General features: G+C 67.7%; 18 protein-coding genes and 3 pseudogenes. 16 read left to right on the forward strand and 5 right to left on the reverse strand.

The window, feature by feature from the left end:
* The first annotated feature begins 110 nt into the window (after positions 1 to 110).
* From OHA88_RS06715 to OHA88_RS06730, 4 genes are all read left to right on the forward strand, one after another.
* Positions 111 to 599, forward strand: a complete 489-nt coding sequence (locus OHA88_RS06715) for a carboxymuconolactone decarboxylase family protein (RefSeq protein WP_328624649.1) — start codon at positions 111 to 113, stop codon at positions 597 to 599.
* Positions 600 to 788: 189 nt separating this feature from the next.
* Complete coding sequence (wrbA, locus tag OHA88_RS06720; RefSeq protein WP_267008905.1) at positions 789 to 1,406, forward strand: NAD(P)H:quinone oxidoreductase; 618 nt, start codon at positions 789 to 791, stop codon at positions 1,404 to 1,406.
* 849 nt (positions 1,407 to 2,255) lie between these two features.
* Positions 2,256 to 3,347 (forward strand): PP2C family protein-serine/threonine phosphatase, encoded by a 1,092-nt coding sequence (locus tag OHA88_RS06725; RefSeq protein WP_328624650.1) that lies wholly within the window; start codon positions 2,256 to 2,258, stop codon positions 3,345 to 3,347.
* A gap of 18 nt (positions 3,348 to 3,365) precedes the next feature.
* Positions 3,366 to 3,563 (forward strand): hypothetical protein, encoded by a 198-nt coding sequence (locus OHA88_RS06730; RefSeq protein WP_328624651.1) that lies wholly within the window; start codon positions 3,366 to 3,368, stop codon positions 3,561 to 3,563.
* On the opposite strand, the gene OHA88_RS06735 is transcribed toward OHA88_RS06730, so the two are convergent.
* Together OHA88_RS06735 and OHA88_RS06740 are read right to left on the reverse strand one after the other, a co-directional pair.
* Positions 3,545 to 3,895, reverse strand: a complete 351-nt coding sequence (locus OHA88_RS06735) for a hypothetical protein (RefSeq protein WP_328624652.1) — start codon at positions 3,893 to 3,895, stop codon at positions 3,545 to 3,547. The two genes, OHA88_RS06730 and OHA88_RS06735, sit on opposite strands and share 19 nt — an antisense overlap.
* A gap of 274 nt (positions 3,896 to 4,169) precedes the next feature.
* Positions 4,170 to 5,582 carry an aminopeptidase P family protein gene (locus OHA88_RS06740; RefSeq protein WP_328624653.1) on the reverse strand — a complete coding sequence of 471 codons (1,413 nt, stop codon included), beginning with the start codon at positions 5,580 to 5,582 and terminating at the stop codon, positions 4,170 to 4,172.
* A gap of 214 nt (positions 5,583 to 5,796) precedes the next feature.
* On the opposite strand from OHA88_RS06740, the gene OHA88_RS06745 reads away from it, so the two are divergent.
* The 10 genes and pseudogenes from OHA88_RS06745 to OHA88_RS06790 all read left to right on the forward strand — a co-directional run.
* A complete protein-coding gene (locus OHA88_RS06745) occupies positions 5,797 to 6,780 on the forward strand; it encodes a LuxR family transcriptional regulator (RefSeq protein ID WP_328624654.1) in 984 nt (327 codons plus the stop codon).
* Positions 6,781 to 6,939: 159 nt separating this feature from the next.
* Positions 6,940 to 7,206 carry a hypothetical protein gene (locus OHA88_RS06750; RefSeq protein ID WP_328624655.1) on the forward strand — a complete coding sequence of 89 codons (267 nt, stop codon included), beginning with the start codon at positions 6,940 to 6,942 and terminating at the stop codon, positions 7,204 to 7,206.
* Positions 7,207 to 7,211: 5 nt separating this feature from the next.
* Complete coding sequence (locus tag OHA88_RS06755; protein WP_328624656.1) at positions 7,212 to 8,240, forward strand: polyphosphate kinase 2 family protein; 1,029 nt, start codon at positions 7,212 to 7,214, stop codon at positions 8,238 to 8,240.
* Between the two features lie 64 nt (positions 8,241 to 8,304).
* Positions 8,305 to 11,028, forward strand: a complete 2,724-nt coding sequence (locus tag OHA88_RS06760; RefSeq protein WP_328624657.1) for a cation-translocating P-type ATPase — start codon at positions 8,305 to 8,307, stop codon at positions 11,026 to 11,028.
* A 1,281-nt stretch (positions 11,029 to 12,309) separates the two neighbouring features.
* On the forward strand, positions 12,310 to 12,774 hold the full coding sequence (locus tag OHA88_RS06765; RefSeq protein ID WP_328624658.1) for a cupin domain-containing protein: 465 nt from the start codon (positions 12,310 to 12,312) through the stop codon (positions 12,772 to 12,774).
* Between the two features lie 297 nt (positions 12,775 to 13,071).
* The gene (locus OHA88_RS06770) at positions 13,072 to 13,293 is read left to right on the forward strand and encodes a hypothetical protein (protein WP_328624659.1); all 222 of its coding nucleotides are present in this window, start codon (positions 13,072 to 13,074) and stop codon (positions 13,291 to 13,293) included.
* A 543-nt stretch (positions 13,294 to 13,836) separates the two neighbouring features.
* Complete coding sequence (locus OHA88_RS06775) at positions 13,837 to 14,640, forward strand: DUF427 domain-containing protein (protein WP_328624660.1); 804 nt, start codon at positions 13,837 to 13,839, stop codon at positions 14,638 to 14,640.
* A 57-nt stretch (positions 14,641 to 14,697) separates the two neighbouring features.
* Positions 14,698 to 14,794, forward strand: a pseudogene (locus OHA88_RS06780) (IS5/IS1182 family transposase); the annotation flags it as partial.
* A gap of 516 nt (positions 14,795 to 15,310) precedes the next feature.
* A pseudogene (locus tag OHA88_RS06785) lies at positions 15,311 to 16,147 on the forward strand (RNA repair domain-containing protein); the annotation flags it as partial.
* Positions 16,148 to 16,890: 743 nt separating this feature from the next.
* Positions 16,891 to 17,082 (forward strand): annotated as a pseudogene (locus OHA88_RS06790) (transposase); the annotation flags it as partial.
* Here the strand turns inward: OHA88_RS06790 and OHA88_RS06795 are convergent.
* On the reverse strand, positions 17,064 to 17,516 hold the full coding sequence (locus OHA88_RS06795) for a DUF5959 family protein (protein ID WP_328624661.1): 453 nt from the start codon (positions 17,514 to 17,516) through the stop codon (positions 17,064 to 17,066). The pseudogene OHA88_RS06790 and the gene OHA88_RS06795 overlap by 19 nt on opposite strands.
* Before the next feature lie 434 nt (positions 17,517 to 17,950).
* Here OHA88_RS06795 and OHA88_RS06800 point away from each other — a divergent pair, with 434 nt between their 5' ends.
* Positions 17,951 to 18,655, forward strand: a complete 705-nt coding sequence (locus OHA88_RS06800) for a hypothetical protein (protein WP_328624662.1) — start codon at positions 17,951 to 17,953, stop codon at positions 18,653 to 18,655.
* Here the strand turns inward: OHA88_RS06800 and OHA88_RS06805 are convergent.
* Positions 18,652 to 19,146, reverse strand: a complete 495-nt coding sequence (locus OHA88_RS06805) for a hypothetical protein (RefSeq protein ID WP_328624663.1) — start codon at positions 19,144 to 19,146, stop codon at positions 18,652 to 18,654. The genes OHA88_RS06800 and OHA88_RS06805 overlap by 4 nt on opposite strands.
* Positions 19,147 to 19,725: 579 nt before the next feature.
* On the opposite strand from OHA88_RS06805, the gene OHA88_RS06810 reads away from it, so the two are divergent.
* Positions 19,726 to 21,417, forward strand: coding sequence for an acetolactate synthase large subunit (locus OHA88_RS06810; protein WP_328624664.1), 1,692 nt, complete (start codon positions 19,726 to 19,728; stop codon positions 21,415 to 21,417).
* A gap of 69 nt (positions 21,418 to 21,486) precedes the next feature.
* Here OHA88_RS06810 and OHA88_RS06815 read toward each other — a convergent pair whose 3' ends face one another.
* Positions 21,487 to 21,615 carry a hypothetical protein gene (locus tag OHA88_RS06815; protein ID WP_328624665.1) on the reverse strand — a complete coding sequence of 43 codons (129 nt, stop codon included), beginning with the start codon at positions 21,613 to 21,615 and terminating at the stop codon, positions 21,487 to 21,489.
* Positions 21,616 to 21,654: the final 39 nt, after the last annotated feature.

The raw sequence follows: 21,654 nt of genomic DNA on the forward strand, positions 1-21,654 counted from the left end.
ACTCAAGGATGATTTTATATTCAACAATTGTTTCCGATCATACGAGGATGCCCTGCCGTACGCACGACAGGGCCGGCGAGGGCCGGGAGCGGCCTGCGAAGGAGTCCAGGTTGAGTGACACGGCAGCAGGCCCCGTGAGCAAGCGGGTCTTCATCGACAAGCAGAGCCCGAAGGCGTACCAAGCGCTGACCGAGACAGCCGAAGCAGTCCGTGCGGTCGCCGCCGACGCGGGGCTGGACCGCACGCTCGTGGAACTGATCAACCTCCGCGTGTCACAGGTCAACGGCTGCGCGTACTGCCTCAACGTGCACACCCGGGCCGCCCTGCGCGCAGGGGAGACCACCCAGCGCCTGGGTGTACTGGCCGCCTGGCGCGACACCGAACTGTTCACGGCGCGGGAGCGCGCGGCACTCGCCCTGGCGGAAGCGGCCACCGAACCCGCGAACGCCGCCGTCCAGGAGAGTGCCTACGACGCAGCCCGCCAGGCCCTCACCGACGATGAGATCTCCGCAGCGATCTGGGTAGCGATCACCATCAACGCGTTCAACCGCGTCTCCATCATGAGCAAGCATCCCGTGCGCGTGATCCCGCAGCAGTGATTCCGGCTTGACCCCCTACCGGGCGCCGAGACACCGGTCGGGCACGCCACCGGTTCAGTAAAATTGGTTGATTCTTAAACCATATTCATTTATGGTTCAACGATGTCGGGCGTGCTCCACCGGCGCGGCGACGCCGGCGGCCAGCGTCCGCCCACTGCCCCTACGCACTTTTCAACGGAGAACAACGACATGACCACAGCCGTCAAGCTTGCTGTCATCTACTACTCGTCCACCGGTTTCAGCGCCGAGATCGCCAAGGAGATCTCCCAGGCCGCGGAGAAGGCCGGGGCCGAGGTCCGTCTCCTGAAGGCCGCCGAACTCGCCCCCGAGGCCGCCATCAGCTCCAACGAGGCATGGGCCGCACACGCCGCCGCCAGCGCGGGCATCCCGGTTGCCACCCCCGCGGACGTCGAGTGGGCCGACGCCGTGATCTTCGGCTCCCCGACCCGCTTCGGCAACATCTCCTCGCAGCTCAAGCAGTTCATCGACACCCTCGGCGGCCTGTGGGCTCAGGGCAAGCTGGCCAACAAGGTCTACAGCGGCTTCGTCACCACCGCCACCGCCCACGGCGGCCAGGAGTCCACCCTGCTCGCGCTGTACAACTCGATCCACCACTTCGGTGGCCTCGTCGTCTCCCCCGGTTACACCGACCCGGTCAAGTTCGTCGACGGCAACCCCTACGGCACCTCGCACGTCGACGCCCAGGGCAACAACCCCATCGGCGACCAGACCCGCAACGCCGCCCGGCACCAGGCCGAGCGCGTCGTCCAGGTCGCGGGCGCCCTCAAGGCCGGCTTCGCCGCCTGACCCCTCCCGGCCCGGACCCGGCTCATCCGCGTTGCCACACCTCGGCCAGCAGTTCGTAGGACCGCACCCGGTCGGCATCACCGTGGGTGATGGTGGTGATGAGCCTCAGCGGTGCATGGACGGCACGTGATCTGCGACGTGATCCATAAGATCATTCACGCAATTGCGGTCAGAGCCATTTTCAGGGCGCCACAACAACCGTCACTGCCCGATCCGGCTAGGACTCCGGATCAGAAGGTGCACGTGCCCGACAGGGCGGGGAGCCACGGTCAACCGCGGGTGCCAAGGCGGGCTCCAGGAGTCCCCTTGGTACCCGTTCCCGCTTGTCAGCTCACCGATGGGGACCCAAGGCGCTCGGGTGGCTCTCAGCCCGGTTGCGGTTCCGGTTGCCGCGCTGGTGTGGTCCTCGGTTTCCACAGCGCGTTGGTCCTTACGATCGACTTTGTCCGGTGGACGGGGCGGCCGACCCTGACGACTGGCCGGTGCTCGTGCAGCACGACTTCAGTGATTGGGAGCAATTCGACTGCGGTGTTGGCGAGTTCATTCTGCGCATGCTCACGGACCTGCAATTTGGATATCCCACAAGCCACATGGCTGTCCATCACTTCACACCTATCGGCCGCTGACCGTGCGATCACCTACCCCTTGGAATCGATCATCTAGGTTTTCGGACTTACGACCAGTCTCGGTGAACGTTTCGACATGAGTCGCAATGACCTACTCCGCTTGGGTGGTATCCCCCGCATGGTTGAGAACACGGCGCAGCCGAGTGAGGTGACGTGGAGAGCGGGCGGAGAGGGGGCGGTTAGCCTGAGCTGACCAGGAGCCCAGCAACGTCAGGGGTTACACGTGGCAAGGCTGGGAGCGTGGAAGTGGGTGGGGAAGCGGGGCCGCCTGCTGCCGGCCATCCTGCTTCTCATCGCCGTATTGATTGACCTCAGCACGCCTCGCACCGTCAGCGCTGCGGCCCTCTATGCGGCTGCGATCCTGTCGGCCGCTCCACTGCTCTCTCTGCGGGGCACCGTTCTCACTGGAGTGTTTGCGCTCCTCATCGACTGGATGATGTTCCGGCATTTCGGCTATCGCCGGAGTGCGATCGCGATCAGCGAGCTGATCATGGTTGCGACAGTGACCGTGATCGCGGGCTTCCTCAATCGCGTCTTGTACCACCGGAAAAGGCAGCTGGAGTCAGTGCGCAACATTGCCGCGGCTGTTCAGCGTGCTGTCCTGCCACACCCTCCGGACAGAATCGGTCCGCTGCGCTTTGCCGCACGTTACGAGGCTGCTCAGGCGGATGCACAGATCGGCGGGGACCTCTACGTAGTGGTCGACACTCCGTTCGGCGTGCGCTGCGTGATCGGTGATGTGCGTGGCAAGGGGATAGGGGCAGTCAGGGCGGTCGCGCTCGGCATCGGGACTTTTCGGGAGGCAGCCCTGCACGAGCCCACCTTGACCGGTCTCGTGGAACGGCTGGAGCAGGCCCTCGTCCTCGAGGCGCAGCAGTCAGGGATCCTGACCGAGCTCGAAGGGTTCGTCACCGGCGTGGTGGTCGAGTTCCCCCGGCGGGGAAGCAAAGTTCGGTTGGTCAACCGCGGCCACCCGGCGCCCCTGCTGATCCTGGGAGACACGGTGCAGTATGTCGAGCCCGGTAGGCGAAGTTTGCCCCTGGGCTATGGGGCCCTCGACGCCACTCCTGAGTGCGTCGACACGGTGACGTTCCCCGAGGGATCCACTCTGCTGCTCTACACCGATGGACTCATCGAAGCCCGCGACGAGACAGGTACCTTCTACGACCCTATCGGCAAGTGCGCGGGGCATCGCTATGCCGACCCAGACGCTCTTCTTGACGCTCTGATTGCCGACCACTGCCGACACACCGGTGGCCGGAGAACTGATGACATGGCGTTGCTGGCCATTACCCATGCACCCGACAACTCATGACCGACGATCGCCCAGCACGTGGCTCTCCACGATCCCGCCGGCATTCTCCGTGACGTAGAAGCCAAGCGCCGTGTCTTGGCGCGACACGTGCTCAACCCCACAATCGACGACCCGGAGCTGCCCCGGAACAACCGAGACGACTGCCAGTACGACGGCGAGGACTGGCCCTGTCCTGGTCAAGACCCGCCGGTTTTCCCTCAACTGGCCGGCCGGTAGGGCCCGTTTTCGGTGGCCGGGGAAACCCGGTCGGTCAGGCGGCCAAGGCACCGAGTCAGCGGCGCACGGGCGGTGGCCGCCGCCAACGGCGGCCTGGTACAGGCAGTACTGGTACATCCGCCCTCCGTCGGCCGCCGATGCCCGCAGGGCAGCGACCTTGCGGCGCGGGCCGGCGCGATCGCGGACTGCCGCTTCGGCGTGAGCTGCGAGGCGGAGGCCAGGCGTATTGACGGCGCCGCGGCCAGCGCCACCGACCACAAGGGATACGCGCCCTGCTCGATGAAGGCATCCACGTCGAACAGGCGCGGGTCGAGGATGCCGGCGGCAAGCAACGAACGGACCTCGTCCGGGATGACGGTGATGTCCGTGCCGTGCTGTTTGATCTCCGCAGCGCCACTGGGGCCGTCCGCGTCCGGCCTGAACGCGACGATCGGACGACGCCGAAGGTGGCCCCGGCCTGTTCCTGGTCTCCGAGAGGACCCGGACCCGGCGCAGCGGTCCGGGCCAGGCCGTCTCGTTCGGGTCATCTGACAACGCGCAGGGGCACGCAGACTCGGCACCCATTCGATCCGGGGGATCCAGCACCAGGCCCCGTCCTCGACGCGCTCAACCCGCGAACTGGGCCATCCACGCCTCGACATCGGCCGCCGACCGGGGCAGGCCCGCTGACAGGTTCTCGTGACCGTCGTCGGTGACGACCAGGTCGTCCTCGATGCGGACGCCGATGCCGCGCCACTCCTCGGGCACGGTGAGATCGTCCGGCTGGAAGTACAGGCCGGGCTCGACGGTGAGCACCATGCCCGGTTCCAGCACGCCGTCGACGTACTCCTCGTTCCGGGCCTGCGCGCAGTCATGCACGTCCAGACCGAGCATGTGGCCGGTGCCCGCCATGGTGAAGCGGCGCTGGAGGCCGAGCTCGTACGCGCGGTCGGCCGGGCCTTCGATGAAACCCCACTCGACCAGCTGTGCCGCCAGGTATCGCTGGGACGCCTCGTGGAAGTCGCGGTACGCGGCGCCCGGCTTGACGGCGGCCATGCCGGCTTCCTGTGCCGCGTACACCGCGTCATAGACCTTGCGCTGCAGAGGCGTGAAAGTGCCACTGATCGGCAGCGTGCGCGTGACGTCGGCGGTGTAGAGCGTGTGTGTCTCCACGCCGGCGTCGAGCAGGAGCAGGTCCCCCGGGCGCACCGGACCGTCGTTGTCCGTCCAGTGCATGATCGTGGCGTGCTCGCCCGCGGCGCAGATCGATCCGTAGCCGACGGCATTGCCCTCGAGGCGTGCACGGCGGAAGAACGTGCCCTCTATCCAACGCTCGGACGACGCGATCGCCCCGGAGAGCTCACCGATCACATCGGTGAATCCGCGCACCGTGGAGTCCACGGCCTTGCGGAGCTCGGCGATCTCCCAGTCGTCCTTGACGAGGCGGAGATCGCCGAGCGCCTCTTCCAGTTCGGCGTCGCGCTCCTCATCTGTGGTGACGGCGGCCTCCAGGGACGGGTCGAGGCCCCGGACGATCCGGGTCGGCGCACCGGAGGCGGCGGCCAGGTCGCCGGCCGCCGTGCGGACGTCCCGGCAGGGCAGACCGAGCACGAGTTCCGACTCGGCGAGGGAGCGGCGCCGGCCCATCCACAGCTCCGCCGTGGCGCCGGTCCAGAACTCGTCGTTGTCCCTGCTGTCCCGCGGCAGCTGGTAGCAGAAGGCGTCATGGCCGCCGTCCGCTCGGGGTTCGAGGACGAGAGCGCCGTCCCGGGCTTGGTCTCCGGCCATGTGCACGTAGCCCGAGTACGGCCGGAACGGGTAGCTGTCGTCGTTCGAACGGACCTTGAGGTTCCCCGAGGGAATCACGAGGCGTTCGCCCGGGAAGCGCGCGGAGAGCGAGGCGCGGCGACGGGCTGCGTACGGAGCCTGCTCGCCGAGCTGCAGGTCGTGCCGCTCGGTGTCCGCCCACCCCGTCCGCATCAGAGCGGATAGTTCCTCGGAGATCCCTGAGTAGAGACCGTTCTTTCGGCCTTTCGCCACGGCATACACCTTCTTCTGGATGGGTTCCCAAGCGGCGCTGGGCAGAGTGAGCCGTACGGACAGGCGTGCTCCCGGTGCGGCTCGTGCTCCCTCGCCACCGCCGGTCGTCGGCGGCTCCCGGACGGTATCCCGTACCGCGCGCGCTCGGTGCTGAAAAGTGCCACTGGCACAGATCGGCCACAGCCTCCGGCCGGAGCCGTCGATAATGCGACGTATGACGAACGCGAAACTCGGCGAGGCCCTTCGGCTTCTGGGCATCGGTCACGCGGCGGCCCAGGTGTATCTGGCGCTGCTTGAGCTGGCCCCCGCTCCGCTGAGTGCGATCGCGGCCGCGGCCGACCTGGACGGCGCGGAACTGGCCACGGCATACGGCGCACTGGTCGACGCCGGTCTCGCCAGTGCCGCCGAGGAGGGTGGGGACGTGGTGGCCCCGGTGCCGCCGACCGCAGGCCTGGAGATCCTCGCCCGGCACCGTGCGGCCGAGGTCGAGGAGTCGCGCATCACCGTCGGGGGCGCGTTCGAGTCGTTCCGGCGACAGCGGCTCGCCGCGTACAACGACAATCTCGTCGAGGTCGTCACCGGCGACGCCATCGGCCCCAGGATTCGTCACGCGTGGGCAAGCGCCCGCGATCAGATCCGGCAGTTCGAGTCACCGCCGTACTTCCCCTTGGCCGACGCCACGGACGACGCGCTGGCCACGCTCGCCCGCGGTGTGACGCAGCGTGTCGTGTATTCGCGGGAGTCGCTGGAGCACCCGGGCCACCTGAAGGAGGTCATCGAACCGTGCATCAAGGCCGGCGAACAGGCCAGGGTGCTGCCGTCGGTGCCGGTCAAACTCGTGATCATCGACGAGGCGTACGCACTCGTGTCGTTGTCGATCAAAGAGGCGGACGTACACAACACCATGCTGGTCGTGCAGCCATGCGGTCTGCTCTCCGCGCTCATGGCACTGTTCGAGCAGTCCTGGCAGAACGCCCTGCCGTTCCATGGCCGCACCACTCGCCCAGGAGGCCTGCCGGCCGCCGACCGCCGCCTGCTGTGGCTCCTAGCGGGCGGCGCGAGCGACGACATCATCGCCCGCGAGCTGGGAATCAGCCGCCGCACGCTGTTCCGCCGCCTGCAGATTCTGATGGCCCAGCTGGGCGCCGCGAACCGCTTCCAGATGGCCTTGCAGGCACAGCGCAGCGGATGGTTGTGACCGGCACGCTGCCCCTGCTGCTTACCGCGCCCACCGCAACGGCGCGCGTCAGCCCAGGATCCGGGCCATTCTCGAGGACGGCCGCATCCCGTGCCGGCACTGCCGGCACGACACCGAGCTCAGCATGCTGTGGCCGCCGATCCGTTGCAGGCTGAGTCCATGGCAGAGGCGCCGATCGTTGTACACCGGCTGTCCCGGACGGGCAGTCGGCGGGTAACTGCGCGCGGCCGGATCCTCGGCTTGGCCCACTCCGACCTCGATCGGGTTGTCTTCCTTGAGGCGGCCGGACCAGAGCTGGACGCAGCCGTCCGCGCGGATGGTGGGGGCCGTGGAGACTCCGACGGCCCCGGCAGCGGTGAGGAGCGGGCTGTGACCGTTCTGGCCACCGAGACGCGCCGTGCTCACCCCGGACCCGAGAAGGACTGATCGTGATGTCGGACAAGACAGCCGAACGCATCGCGGATCTCATCGGGCCACTTCGGGTGAAACCGGGGTCGAAGGTGCGCCTGGACCGAGACTTCGATCCTCGCTACAAGGCCGGTCTGAAGAAGCGGGACGGGATCGAGCTGCTGCGGGCGGGGGTGTCGTTGCTGGCCGAGTACCAGGAGCGGCTGGCCGCCCAGGACACGTACGGCGTACTGCTCTGTCTCCAGGCACTCGACGCCGGAGGCAAGGACGGGACGATCCGACACGTGATGAGCGGCGTCAATCCCCAGGGCGTACGGGTCAGCAGCTTCAAGGTGCCCTCCACCGAGGAACTCGACCACGACTACCTGTGGCGCTACGCCCAGCGGCTGCCCACGCGCGGCGAGATCGCCATCTTCAATCGCTCGCACTACGAGGAGGTTCTCGTCGTGCGAGTCCACCCCGAGAACCTGGTCCGGCAGAAGCTGCCGGAAAGGGCACGTGGGCCGGGCCTGTGGGCTCGGCGCTACCGGGAGATCAACCACTGGGAGCGCTATCTCACGGACAACGGGTTCAAAGTGGTGAAGATCTTCCTGAACCTGTCGAAGGAGGAGCAGCGCACCCGTTTCCTGAAGCGGATCGACCTGCCGGAGAAGAACTGGAAGTTCTCTGCGGCCGACGTCCGGGAGCGGCGCCGGTGGGACGACTACCAGGACGCGTTCTCCGAAATGCTGTCGGCCACGAGTACGAAGTGGGCGCCGTGGTACGTCGTGCCGGCAGACCGGAAGTGGTTCGCGCGCATCTGCGCAGCGGCAGTCCTCGCGCACGCCCTCATGGACATCGATCCTCAGTACCCCGACGTGGGGGACGAGGCGCGGAAGGACCTGCTCATCACCAAACGGGACCTGGAGCAGGAAGCTCCCGCCGGGGCCCCGGCCGATCCTTACGCCTCCCGGCATCCGTCGGCCGCTCGAGCCACCGGCCGGAGAGACAGGCCGACGGGGAACAGAAGCATGTCCGGCGCCGGGCGGCCGACGAAGAGGAAGCGCGGCTAGGACCTGTTGGACCGGCGCGCGGCCGGCCAGGAGGCATCCGCGGCCACGGATCGGAGGCAGAACGATGACGGTGCGGTCGGATTCCGTGGGAGAGCAGCCTCGGGCTTCGGAGGACGGCTGGTACACGCGTGCTCCCGAGGAGGTCGCAGCTGCGTTCGGCGTCGATCCGGCGGTCGGTCTCTCCGCGGCACGGGCCGCGGAACTCCTGGCCGCGCACGGCCCGAACTCGCTGCCCGAGGAGAAGCGAACACCGGCTTGGCGCCGGTTCCTCAAGCAGTACCGCAGTTACATGCAGATCGTCCTCGTGGCCGCGGCGGTCGTCTCGCTGCTCATCAAGGAGTGGACCACCGCGATCCTGCTGATCGTCCTGACCCTGCTGAACGCGGTCGTGGGCCTGCGCCAGGAGGGCAAGGCAGAGAGCGCGATGAACGCGCTGCAGTCGATGATGAAGGCGACGGCGCGGGTACGCAGGGACGGGAGGGAGGCCGAGATCCCCGCCGACCAGCTTGTCGTTGGCGACATCGTGCTCATCGCCGCCGGGGATCAGGTGGCGGCGGACGGACGCATCATCGAGGCCAGTGCCCTGCAGATCGACGAGTCGGCGCTCACCGGCGAAAGCGTTCCCGCCTCGAAGGACGCCCGCACGCTCCCCGGCCCCGAACCGGCACCCGGCGATCAGACGAATATGGCGTTCATGAACACCCCGGTCACCCACGGCAGCGGCGTACTCGTCGTCACCGCGACCGGCGTCGGAACCGAAGTCGGCAAGATCTCCGGGATGCTGTCGGCCACCGAGAAGGAGGTACCGCCGCTCACCAAGGAGCTCGACACCCTGACGCTGTGGATCACGGGGGCGGCGGCCCTGACCATGATCGTGATGTTCGCCCTGGGGCGGGAACGGGACCAGGCATGGGACGTCCTGTTCGTCAGCGCGGTCTCGCTGGCCATCGCCGCCATCCCCGAGGCCCTGCCGACCGTGACCCAGGCGATCCTGTCCGTCGGCAGCCTCAACCTGGCGAAGCGGAACGCCATCGTCAAGGAACTGCCGTCGGTCGAGACCCTGGCGTTCACGTCGGCGATCAACTCGGACAAGACCGGCACCCTGACGATGAACCAGATGACCGCCGTGGAAGTGGTGAGTCCCACCGACCGGTACACCGTCTCGGGCACGGGCTACGGGCTCGACGGGAAGATCCACCATGCCGCGGGTTCCTCCGCGGGCATCGAGGACGCGATCCTGCCGTACGTGGTGGCCAGCGACGCGAAGCTCGTGGATGGCAAGGTGGTGGGTGATCCCACCGAGGGCGCTCTGCTGGTGCTCGCGCACAAGGCCGGGCTGGACATCGATGCCACGAGGGAGGGCTTTCCCCGGCTCGCCACGCTGCCGTTCGACCCGGACTACAAGCTGATGGCCACGTTCAATTCAGCGGTCGACGCCTCGGGGCGGCAGGTCGTCCGATGCTTCGTCAAAGGAGCGGTCCCGGCGGTGGTGGCGCGGGCCGCCACCGCGCTCGCAGCGGGCGAGACCATCCCGTGGGACGCCGAACTGGTCGCGCGTGCCGAGGCGCAGACCGAGCGGATGGGCGGCGAGGGGCACCGGGTGATGGCCGCGGCCACCCGTGATCTGGACCCGGCCGGCTTCGATCCGGACGGCGACCTGCTCGCGTACGTCACCGAGCTGCGGATGACCAGTATCGTCGGCATGGTCGATCCGCCCCGCGAGGAGGCCAAGGCCGCCGTGGCCGGCGCCCAGGCGGGGCACATCCGGGTCCGCATGGTGACCGGTGACGACGTCACCACCGGTGCGGCGATCGCCCGGCAGCTCGGCATCCCCGGCAAGGCCGTCCTCGGCGCCGATTTCGCCGCCATGAGCGAGGATGAGCAACTCGCACGTATCGACGGCATCGGTGTGGTGGGACGCGTCGCGCCGGAGCACAAGGTGCTGCTCGCCAACACGCTCAAGAAGAAGGGCGACGTCGTGGCGATGACCGGGGACGGCGTCAACGACGCGCCCGCCATCAAGGCCGCCGACATCGGTATCGCCATGGGCAGCGGCACGGACGTGGCAAAGAACGCCGGACGCATGATCCTCTCCGACAACAACTTCGCCACCATCGTCTACGCCGTGGAGCAGGGCCGGAGGATCTACGACAACCTCACCAAGTACATCCGGTTCGTACTGCTCCTGCTGGTCACCTTCGTGCTGACCTTTCTCGGGGCCACCGTTTTCAACATCGCCGCCGGTGAGCCCTTCACCCCGCCTCAGGTGCTGTGGATCCACTTCGTGGTCAACGCCTCCTTCGGCTTCGCGCTCGGTTTCGACCAGGAAAGCCCCGGGCTGATGCACCGCAGGCCGCGTCCGCGTGGGGAGTCGGTGCTCACCCGGCCCGTGCTGGTCACGGTCGGGCTGGGTGGACTGGCGATCACCGTTGTTCTGCTCGGACTGATCAAGCTCGGTCAGGCCCACTTCGACAGCGTCGGGACCGGTCAGTCGATCGCGTTCACTGCCTTCGCCCTCTGTCTGATCGTGGCCGCGTTCGAGTGCCGCAGCGAGACGGATTCGGTGCTGACCACGTCCACCTTCGACAGCAAGCAGATGAACTGGGTGGCACTGGCCCAGTTCGTGCTCGCGGTACTGGTGACCCAGATGGACGGCTTCCGCCGCGTCCTCGGGACGACCCAGATCAACGCGCGGCAGTTCGGCTGGGCGCTGCTGGCCGCCGTCGCGCTTTTGCTCCTGTGGGAATTGGGCAAGCTCGTGGCCCGTCGGTCGAGAGGCGCCCGATAACGACGGTCTGCGAAAAACCGGCACAAGAGCCGCCGGCTTCTCTCCCGGTTGCGGGCTGCGTACTCGATGCCCTCCGCAGGCGACAGTACCGGCAGCCTCTGGCGCAGCGTCCGCACAGCGTGCATTCGCACGGCCCAGTGCCACGTAGAAGGGCCCGACGGCCCCTCTCGCTCGGGAATCCCAGGCCCTCGCCGTCGCGGCCGGCGTCCGGGCCCTGGACAGCCGGCCGCACCCCGGCACCGCCGCGGCCGCGCTTGCCCTGTCCTTCGCCACTCACTACGCCCCGGACCGCAGGGTGCGGGACGGCCTGCTGGAGACACTGCCTCCGACTACCTGGAGGCCCGCGGCGAGACGGAAGAACGGATTCAACTATGCCCGCAGTGCGACGGCTACGCCCTCGTGCGGCGCCAATGCCAACGCCTCAGCCGCACACCATGTCGTCCTTCCCGAGCAGCGTGGCCAAGTAGGGCTGCGCATGGCCACCTAGCACTGAACGTCACACACGAGACCAGGGAGGATGCACCAAACCAGGCTCCAGGGTTCCGGCCGACCGACGTCGGGACGCTCCAGCACCTGCGACAGCAGCTCCGTCGCGGCACGCTGCGGGGTCGCTCAGCGCCTACGGCAACTCCAGCAGGGCCGGCGGGTTGCCCGACGCCGTGCTCAGCACACGGGCCTTCACCCGCGAGACGTACGCGGCAGCGCGCAGCCCAAGCGCCCGTGCCCATTTCGCCCTATGCTTAACTCCAGCCGCGGTAAGTCTGAGCAGGCTCGACTTGCTGGACGGAGCCTTCGGTATACGTCGGGTGCTGCTGAGACGTACGGTCGCACAGTTCTCGAGTCGTGTGTGAGGCCTGGCATCAGGTCACTCGCATCCCCGCACGGAGCGCGGGATCCACTGACTGCGGCGCAGGGAAGGGCGGCCTTCCCTGCCCACGACCTTCATGTTGGCAGGCTGCGGTAAGCGATGTCCAGGGCAACGCCCCGATACAGGTCGCTACTCTCACGGACTCCAGAATTGCTTCCGACAGGGTGATGCGCCGCGGCAGAGCACGCACCCCAGGACCTACAACCTTTCGCCCGACGAGTCCAACTCGTCTTGATTGCAGTGGCCAAGCGGACCGATCCACTTAGTGGAAGACGAACCAACCCCTGCGAATGGCTGCCCGGTAACTCGAGCAGAAACTCAGCATGCCCACAACGGCTCCGCAACAGGACGGCACAGGCACGTACTTACGGCCGCCTCAAAGCGGAGAGTCCAAGAAGGATGAGAGAACCGTCATGACAGGAATACGGTCTGTCTGCAGCCTTCTTGCTGCCGGCGTGGTGGCTACAGCCGCCGCATGCGCCCCCGCAGCAGAGCATGCGGCCGACAAGGTTCCAGCTGCTGTCACGGTTTCGAAGCAACCGTCCGAGACGCTATCGACTCTGTTCGAGCAGGCGCTTCCCAATGTCCAGGGCAAGACGTTCACCTCGGCACTCGTAGACTTCCCGCCCGCTGCACGCGCGGTGCCACATCGGCACGGAAATGCTTTCGTATACGCCTACGTGCTTGAAGGCACTGTGCGCAGCCAGCTCGAGGGCGGGCCGATGCGTACCTACCACCAGGGCGAGAACTGGGTCGAGCCGCCGGGCGCCCACCACACACTCACAGAAAACACCAGCCAGACGGAATCGGCGAAACTGCTGGTCATCTTCATCTCCAACACGGGAGACGAGCTCAGGGTGGCTGATCCGCCACGGTAGGTCTCAACGGACTCTCCGTGCTGGTGGACGGCGTCTGTCCGACAAACGGCTCTGTCGCACTCTTCGGTGGTAACGGCGTGGGAGCTCGTGGACACAGTGTTTTCGGGGTTGTCGCGCTGTACCGGTCGAGGCCGGGGAGCGACGATCAGGTCGGTCGCCGAAGACCTCGGGGTCAACACTGAGACGTGGATGCAGCGCAGTCCGTCGGAGTCGCTGAAGGTGAGCGGATTGTTGTTGCTGTAGGCGCAGCCGTTCAGTGCCTGCGGGTCAACCGGGGTGAGGAGCGGGTCAACGGAGATGAACCGGCCGGTGTACAACGCCCAGCGGGCCGGCTGCCCACTGTCCGCACTCACCGCCCAACTCGACGTCGCCCGCCCGGCCACGCAGGACATCATCACGCGTCTTTACGACCGCTGGCACGCCCATCTCGCCGAAGGCGTACAGGCGTTGAAGGGCTCGAAAGAGGCCGACGCACACACGCACACCTCGATGCCGACGCAGCGGCGACAGCCATCCTGACCGCCGTCACCGGCGGCGCCACCCTCCTCCACGCCACCGACTCCCTGACCTACCTCGAGACCTCCCTCGACCAGGCGCTCAACGCCCTGCGCCCGGACGAGACACCTGTGGCACAGGTCCGTAGCTGATCATCAGGACGAGCCCGGACGGATGCCGTAGTCGGCAAGCCGGGCCAGAACCTCACTCCGAGACGCCCGGACGAGCCTGCCGCCGGTGAAGCGGGCGTCGTCGGTGACCTCGCGAGGCGCTCCGGGGAAGGCACGAAGGCCTCGCCTCCTCATCGCTGGTGACTCGGCCTCCGCCAGGACCAAGCCGTGCAGCGAAGGCTCGTGGCCGACCGGGCGTGCTACGGAACCCTCTGCCCCGGGGATCCGCTGGGACCCCGGCCGGGCCTGGGAGCACTCCGGGTACCCGTCGAGTTTCTCCAGCCTGTCTGAGGCACAAGATGCTGGACAGCCACCCCCGTGATTGCCTGGTGACGATGGGCTGTTTAGGGTCTCTGGCCCCGCAGAGCCGGCATGAACCGCCACGAGGACACGCATCATGAAGCAGTACACACCGGACTACCCGGAAATGATCGTCCCGGTCGGCCATGTCGAGCCTGTTCCGCGCCGCATCCGCGGCTACGCGGCAAACCTTCCCGTCCTCGACACCGTGCGAGCACGATATGTGTGGCTGTGGCCGGGCTACCCGCAGTACTGCATCCCTCGGGAGGACATCCGGGACGGGGTGCTCCTCGACGAAGGCCGAAACGTGGCACTTCGGATCGGCACGGCGCGCCGCCACACCCTCCGGCTGGGCGCCCTCACCCGTTCGGGCGCGGCCTGGGAATGGGCTGACGACGCTCCACCCGCTATCTCCGGCTCCGTCAGCTTCCGCTGGGAGGCCATCGACGCATGGTTCGAGGAGGACGAGCAGGTCTTCGTCCACCCCCGCAGCCCCTACACGCGCGTCGACGCGCTGCGGTCGAGCCGCAGTGTCCGCGTCATGCTCGACGGAGCCGTGCTCGCAGACGCGCCGTCTTCGGTGATGGTCCTGGAGACAGGCCTCCCGACGCGCTATTACCTCGACCGCGTGCGCATCGACTGGACACGCATGCAGCCCACCGACACCGTCACCAGCTGCCCCTATAAGGGCAAAACCAGCGGTTACTGGTCTGTCGCAACCGACACGGCCACCTACCCCGACCTCGCCTGGGCGTACGACTTCCCAACCCGGCAGCTAACGCCCATCGCCGGACTGGTCGCCTTCTACAATGAACACGTGGACCTCTACCTCGACGGGCAACTCCTTCCACGCCCTGCCGCCGTCACCAGAGCCATCTGGGAGCAGGAACACCGCGTGTGACGGACGGTGGTACCGCCACGAATATGGGTAGCCGCTCCCACCATCAGGACAGCCTCATCGGGTGCGAATCTGCACGACAGCCAGGCTCTGGAAAACCCTGGTGCGCGGGATACCGCCGATCCCCTCCCGCCGCTGGCCGCGGCGGCGCCGTCCTGCCTCGTCGCGACGGTTGCTCATCTCCTGCCTTGCCGGGTCCTGAATCGCCCTGGTCGGCGGGGCACGCGGCTGCCACAGGACGTCGTCGTCGTGATGCATCACCAGGCAGGCGGGGCTCGGGTACGCGGCAAGGGTGTCGGCGATCGTGCGAGCCAGACCGCGCGCCTGGTCGAGGCCAACTTCCTCGGCGGCCGTGAAGTGATCAACGGTGGTGCGCATGGGCACCTCCACGGCGAGAGCCGCCTCGGCGGCCTCGACGTGACGGCGCTCGTCGGCTTCCCGAGCTGCGCGTTCCCACTCAAGGCGCCCGGTGCACTGCGCATGAGCGGCGTCCAGAAGAGGTGCGGCAGTTCTACCGCGGGCGCTCACCACACCGGCGCGCCGGTTCTACCTGCAGTCCCCCGGTCAAGCGCACCGCGCCTGATGCGTCACGGTGCGAGCGGAACAACCGTCGGCGACAGGGTGAGCGGCACCCTGGAGGAAGAGAAGGTGTGGAGGCGGCAGAGGAGGCGTGATGCGGACCAGCGACGAGATCTATCACCGGGTCCGCTGGGACCCGCGGTTCGACCCGGCCCGATTCGTGCTGGGGATCAGTCAGCGCGGGGATGCCCTCAAACGCATCCCACTGCCTTCCTTCGTGCCCGGGGGCGACATCCCGTGGCACCGGGTGGTGTTCATCGAGGCAGACGGCGAGGTGGTCTGGGACCGGTCCACGGGTGTGGACCGCATCGACGCGTCGCGCGCCGGCCGGGTGCAGGGCCGGCAAGCGGAGCTGAGCTCCGACACGAGCTCCGGCAGGGGCGAGCCCGCCGGCGTCCTCGACGTGTCCCCGACGGCCCGCACGGCGGTGGCCTGGATCCCGCCTGCGGAGCTGTGGCCGCCGATCCAGGACATCCGCCGGGATTACGATCCGCAGATCCACCGCTGGCCGCCGCACGTGAATGTGCTCTTCGGCTTCGTGCCGGAGTCCGACTTCGAGCGGGCAGCCCCGCTGCTCGCCGCGGCGACGGCCGAGACGCCGGTCTTCATCGCCCGGCTGGACGGGGTGCGCACCTTCCGGCACAGGGCGTACTTCACCGTGTGGCTCGACCCGACGGCGGCCGGCAAGGCGCCGTGGGCGGACCTGTACCGCGTACTGCAGCAGCGGTTCCCGCGTTGTTGTGGACCCGCCAAGAACTTCACCCCTCACATGTCCCTGGGCCGGACCCGGGATCCGCGGCAAGTCACCGCCGCCTGCGCCACCCGGCTCGACGCCATGACGGCGACGGTCTGGGAGCTCGTCCTGCTCTCACGCAGGGGCGACGGGCCGATGCGGCCACGGGCCACGGTCGCCCTACGCACGGGCGAGGTCCGCCGACTGCCCGCGCCCGGCCCCGAAGCGCCGGGCCCGGAGGACACTGTCTGGCTCTCCGCGATCACCGACAGGTGAGGCACATAACCAGGCGAGGCAAAGCACCACCCGGGTTTCAGGTCACACGGGCGGAGCGGTCCGACGCCTTGTCGGAGATGCGTCAGCGCCTGCCCCTCCCAGCAACCAACTGTGCCTTGCTCGGCAGGTCACCGGCGTCTCTTGCCTCCCTTGGGGACGCCGGCGAGCCTGCGGACGATACCCGCAGCCGCACGACACCTCCTGCCCGAGCATGCTGCGCGCCGCAGCGCAGCACCACCGACGGTGAAAGGTGTCCCGCCCGGGGCTGGGCGCGTGGAGAGAGCCCCGAGGTTCGTCGCACTGGCCTTCGCGGTCGCGAAAGGGGGAGGCAGCAACTGGGTCAGCGTCTCGTCTCGGTCATCGACCGCCACCACGTCACCGCCACGATCGGCACACTGGCGTACGCCTCGTTCCTGGCCGCGCGCACGGCCGGCCGCTGGCTTGGGCCGGCGGTCCTCGAACGGTTCGGACGAGTCACCGTCCTGCGAACAGCCGACGCCATCGCCACCGCCGGAGTCGTCGTCTTCGCGCTCGGGCCGTCCACCGGCATGGCGTTCGCCGGAACACTGCTCCGGGGGATGGGTGCTGCGCTCGGCCTTCCGATCAGCATGAGTGCCGGGGCCGACGAGCCCGCTCGCGCCGCCGGCCGAGTCAGCGTACCGCCGCGTACCGAGCACGGCTCCGAGCTCGGTACCCAACACTGGGTCATTGAGCGCGCCTTCGCCCATCTTCACAGATTCCGCCGGCTACGGATCCGCTGGGAGATCCGCGATGACATCCACGAAGCCTTCCTCACCCTCGGATGCGCACTCATCTGCCGGCGCCGCCTGGTCGCAGTTCAGCGACGCCACTCATAGACACCCGGTGAGGGGTTCAGCACCTCGCTCGGCCACTCCCTCAGCACTTGCCCAAGCAGCCTCCGCTGCTCGTCGATCCAGCCCTCGTCAAGACTCATGGGAAGCAACACTGAGACGCACGAACTGCTCGGATCCTCAACACGGACGGCTGGAGTCTCGTGCTCTGCGTTGTACGGCTGGATCCTGATCTCGGGGCTGTGATCGTCGTCCCTCCAGCAGACGTCCTGACCGGCAGCGAGCAAGTCCAAAGCCCGAGACCAGTCCTCAAGATCTGCAGGGAACAGGGACATGGCCAGTCGACCGCTCACGAAGCTGCTCGTGACCACGACCTCTGCGTCGAGAATGTCGTGAAGATGTAGCACGCCCGGCGACTGACGCCCCAGCACACGCACCTGAAAGCTGTTGTCGCCATCCGAGAGGCTGATCAGTTCCACCGTGCACCCTCTGCTCCGCCTGCCCACATCTGTCACGGCTCATGGTGCTGAACCAGATGATCAGGCACAACCAGGTTGTCCCAGCCTCATTCTGTTAGGAGTTCTCAGCGCACACATAGGGGCTCCGCCGCTCAGGCACGCACCGCTGTCATGTGAGAACGAAACTTCGGAGACTCCTGTAACCCGCCGCACGCCCATGATTGCCGTTACCGAGGCCGAACCGAACGAGCTGCGCTCACGACCGCTCCACACACGCTGGCCGGCCCCCTGGCCCGTCGGCGGATGGGAGGCCGGCACCGACCCGGCGAACTGAGACGCCTCGTCACGTACCGGGCGTCCGACTACGACTGGCGTATCCACGAAGCCACCATCAACTCGGCAGGCCAACATGCACCTTTCCAACCTTCCGGTCACAACTGCGTCACCAACGGAACATGCGGCTCCCTTCGCCCATGCAGGCCCGCTACGGTCATCTCTCCATGAACCACCCTTGGGGGGACAACTTGCACACCCGCACACTTACCGCCGCACTTAGCTGTCTGGCAGCTGTGACCCTGGTCGGCTGCGACCCGGCCACCACGAGCCAGCAGCCCGCTGCTCCGACGCCCTCTATCGCCGGCTCGGCCGCGGCTCCGTCGGCGAAGGACGACAAGCCTGTCGAGCGCAAGGCGGTCGCGAACTTCGTTGGTATGGGACTGCAGTCCGCTCAGGACAAGGCGCAGGCTGACGGCTTCTACAGCCTGAAGTCCCATGACAGTGCCGGACGCGATCGGCTGCAGGCGTTCGACCGGAACTGGAAGGTCTGCTCGCAGAACTACCCGCCGGGCAAAACCGTCCCGGTCGACACCGAACTGGACTTCGGCACCGTGAAGCTCGAAGAGGCCTGCCCCGCGAAGGATCAGAAGGAGCCGGAGGTTGAGGGCGGCAAGATGCCGAACCTGGCCGGCAAGTCTGTGAAGGCCGCACGTGGGGCTCTCGACTCGGGGACGTCGATCACGGTGACCGATGCGACTGGTGATCGCATCGTGTTCCTGGAGAGCAACTGGCAGGTCTGCACCCAGTCCCCCAGCCCTGGTGTCGCACTGCGCGGGCAGCCGGTCAAGTTCACCGCGGTCAAGTACGAGGAGTCGTGCCCCTAGTTACCACTGCGGAGCCGTTTGGTCTCAGACTTGAAGCCGCCCCTGTCGCCTCCGAGGAAGGCGTGGCGGCCGAGTGCGGCCAGTTCGACGCGCAGGAGGTCTCCTTCGGTGGGCAGGGCACCGGTTCGTTTCATGTTGGCGCGTGCAAGCGCCTGGCGAACGCGCTCCGAGTGATCCGGCAGGTGGCTGGCGGCCCAGTGCGTGGCCAGGTGAAGGAAGTCGATCGAAGCCGCCAGCTGTCCGGTGGCCCGTCCGCGCACACCGACGATCTGCGTGACGCGGCGTACGTACCGGGCTCTGGGCTGCGGCGGGCCCGGGTGCGGGCGGTCGCTCTGCGCTGCGAGCGACCGGCGCGTGTGGTCGCCTGCCGATCGGCGCCGCAGGGCGCAGCTCGCCGCAGCCGACGCCATCGACCCGCAGCGCTGAAGGTTCGTCGGCACCCGCACCGCTACGTACGTCGCTCTTTGGCTGTGCGCCCGCGCGGAGGGCATGTGCGGCCCCCGGCGGCCGTTGACGGAGGCGCAGCACCGCCCACTCGCCCTCGTCGCGGCTCTGGGCGCTTGAGCACATTGGTCCGTTTGACTTGTCCTTCTGCGACGCGCGGGTTCCAGGGAGTCAGACCGGCGACAGGCATGTGCCGCTGAAGACTGAGGGTCCGAGCTCAGGTCTCCAGCCACGGTCGGCCGCCGATGAGTGTCGTGGCGACGAAGCCCCAGCCACGCTTGTCGCGGAACGGGGCGCAGCGGCGGAAGCCAGTACTCCCGGTCAGGCATAGAGCGCACAACACGATCCCCTGTGAGACAGATGGGGTCTGCGGCAGGCAGCTTCGCTGGTCGGCCGACGGCACATGGTCCATTGCAAGCTCTGGCTGTGGTGCTGCCGTGCTGCCGTGCTGCCCGGGAATTGGCGCTCCGGGATTGAAGTAGTGGTGCTGCTTGGGGCCGTGATGCCCGCGACGCGCTCAGCCGCCGATCCCTCCCGGCAACCGAGCGCTCCGACGGGAGCCACGCGGTCACCCGTGCGTGGTTGCCGGCTCGCCGGAGCCCCCGCGGCGTGCCTACGTTGTGCCCATGGCCTCACAGGACCCCTCCGACCGGCAGAACGACGCACTCGTGACGGAGGATGTTGCGCACTTGATGGTGCGCTGTCTTGAGGCCGAGGGCGTGGAGTACGTCTTCGGGATCCCCGGCGAGGAGAACATCCGCTTCGTCGACGCGCTCAACAACTCCGGCATCCGGTATGTTCTCGTCCGCCATGAGCAAGGAGCGTCCTTCATGGCCGAGATGTACGGTCGGCTGACCGGCCGGGCCGGCGTCTGCTCGGCCACCCTGGGGCCGGGCGCGATCAATCTGCTCCTGGGCACCGCGGACGCGACGACCAACAGCACCCCGCTCGTGGCCTTGGCCGCGCAGGGTTCCTTGGCCCGGCTCCACAAAGAGTCCCACCAGGTCATCGAGCTCGTCTCGATGTTCGCTCCCGTCACCCAGTGGGCGGCTTGTGTACAGACCCCCGATGCAGTGCCGGAGGTGATGCGCAAGGCGTTCAAGACCGCGCAGAGCGAGCGTCCTGGCGCCGTGTTCCTGGCGGTCCCCGAGGACATCGAAGCGGCACGCTCCACCAGGCCGCTCGCCCCGTTGCAGATCGACACGGTACGGGCCGACGCACCATCCCCCTCGCAGATCACGCGTGCGGCAGACACGCTGGCCACGGCCCGTTGTCCCGTCGTGCTGGCCGGTCACGGCGCCGCCAGGGCCGGGGCCTCGGCGGCCCTGGTCCGCTTCGCCGAAAAACTGAACCTACCGGTCGCGACCACCTTCCACGGCAAAGGCGTCTTCCCCGACGACCATCCGAACGCGCTCGGTGCGGTCGGTTTCATGCGTCACGACTACAGCAACTTCGGCTTCGACGCGGCCGACGTCCTGGTCTGCGTCGGGTACGAGGTACAGGAGTTCGACCCCGCGGAAATCAACCCGGACGGCAAGAAGCGCATCCTGCACCTGCACCGATTCCCCGCCGAGGTCGACGCCCACTATCCGGTGACAGTCGGCGTCGAGGGCGATCTGTCCCAGTCGCTCGACGCGCTCGCGGCCGCCGTCCCGGAGACCTTCTCATGCAAGGCAGCCGGTCAGCGCATCCGGGCACTGCTCACCGACGAACTCGAATACGGGAAGCGCAGCGCGGCGTGCCCGCTGGTGCCGCAGCGCGTGGTGGCCGATGTGCGCGCCGCGCTGGACCGGGAGGACATCGTGCTCGTCGACACGGGCGCCGGAAAGATGTGGATGGCCCGCTTGTATCCGGCCTACGAATCGAACACCTGTCTGGTATCCAACGGCCTGTCCACCATGGGATTCGCCCTGCCGGGTGCGATCGCCGCCAAACTCGCCCGCCCCGAACGAAAGGTCCTGGCGATGATGGGCGACGGCTCGTTCTTGATGAACTCCCAGGAACTGGAGACGGCCGTCCGCGAACACGTCCCGTTGACCGTCCTCGTGCTGGTGGACGGGGGGTACGGACTGATCACCTGGAAAATGGAGCTGGAACTCGGCCGCCACAGCCACACCCGCTTCACCAACCCCGACCTGGTCGCCTACGCCGAGAGCTTCGGCGCGCGCGGCCACCTCATCAAGTCGGCCGACGAGTTGCTTCCCGTCCTGCGACGCGCGCTGGAGGAGGACGCCGTGTCCGTGATCGCCTGCCCCATCGACTACTCCGAGAACCTGCGGCTGACCGATCGCCTCGGCACACTCCAGAGCCCCTTCTGACCACGCAACCGAGCGGCGAGACGCCCTGCCAGCGCGAATCAGGGCCAATACCGGTGATTCAGGTAGCTTTCAGGCCGCCTCGGACCACATGGATGGACCGTAGCCGTCCATGCGGTCCGGGGCCCGGCAGATGGCGCACGCCTGCTCGATGCCGCCGCGCTTGAGGTGCGTCTCGGCGCCGGTCACCAGGTCGAGCACGACGATCCCGGCACAGGTGTCAGATGGGCGGACTGTGGC

The sequence above is a fragment of the Streptomyces sp. NBC_00353 genome, assembly GCF_036108815.1.
GTDB lineage: Bacteria > Actinomycetota > Actinomycetes > Streptomycetales > Streptomycetaceae > Streptomyces.

Bases quoted from the DNA above. Each gene is read 5' to 3' on its own strand.
- wrbA (WP_267008905.1), top strand. From the start codon at position 789: ATGACCACAGCCGTCAAGCTTGCTGTCATCTACTACTCGTCCACCGGT.
- OHA88_RS06745 (WP_328624654.1), top strand. From the start codon at position 5,797: ATGACGAACGCGAAACTCGGCGAGGCCCTTCGGCTTCTGGGCATCGGT.
- OHA88_RS06750 (WP_328624655.1), top strand. From the start codon at position 6,940: ATGGCAGAGGCGCCGATCGTTGTACACCGGCTGTCCCGGACGGGCAGT.
- OHA88_RS06755 (WP_328624656.1), top strand. From the start codon at position 7,212: ATGTCGGACAAGACAGCCGAACGCATCGCGGATCTCATCGGGCCACTT.
- OHA88_RS06760 (WP_328624657.1), top strand. From the start codon at position 8,305: ATGACGGTGCGGTCGGATTCCGTGGGAGAGCAGCCTCGGGCTTCGGAG.
- OHA88_RS06765 (WP_328624658.1), top strand. From the start codon at position 12,310: ATGACAGGAATACGGTCTGTCTGCAGCCTTCTTGCTGCCGGCGTGGTG.
- OHA88_RS06770 (WP_328624659.1), top strand. From the start codon at position 13,072: ATGAACCGGCCGGTGTACAACGCCCAGCGGGCCGGCTGCCCACTGTCC.
- OHA88_RS06775 (WP_328624660.1), top strand. From the start codon at position 13,837: ATGAAGCAGTACACACCGGACTACCCGGAAATGATCGTCCCGGTCGGC.
- OHA88_RS06800 (WP_328624662.1), top strand. From the start codon at position 17,951: ATGCGGCTCCCTTCGCCCATGCAGGCCCGCTACGGTCATCTCTCCATG.
- OHA88_RS06805 (WP_328624663.1), bottom strand. From the start codon at position 19,146: ATGCCCTCCGCGCGGGCGCACAGCCAAAGAGCGACGTACGTAGCGGTG.
- OHA88_RS06810 (WP_328624664.1), top strand. From the start codon at position 19,726: ATGGCCTCACAGGACCCCTCCGACCGGCAGAACGACGCACTCGTGACG.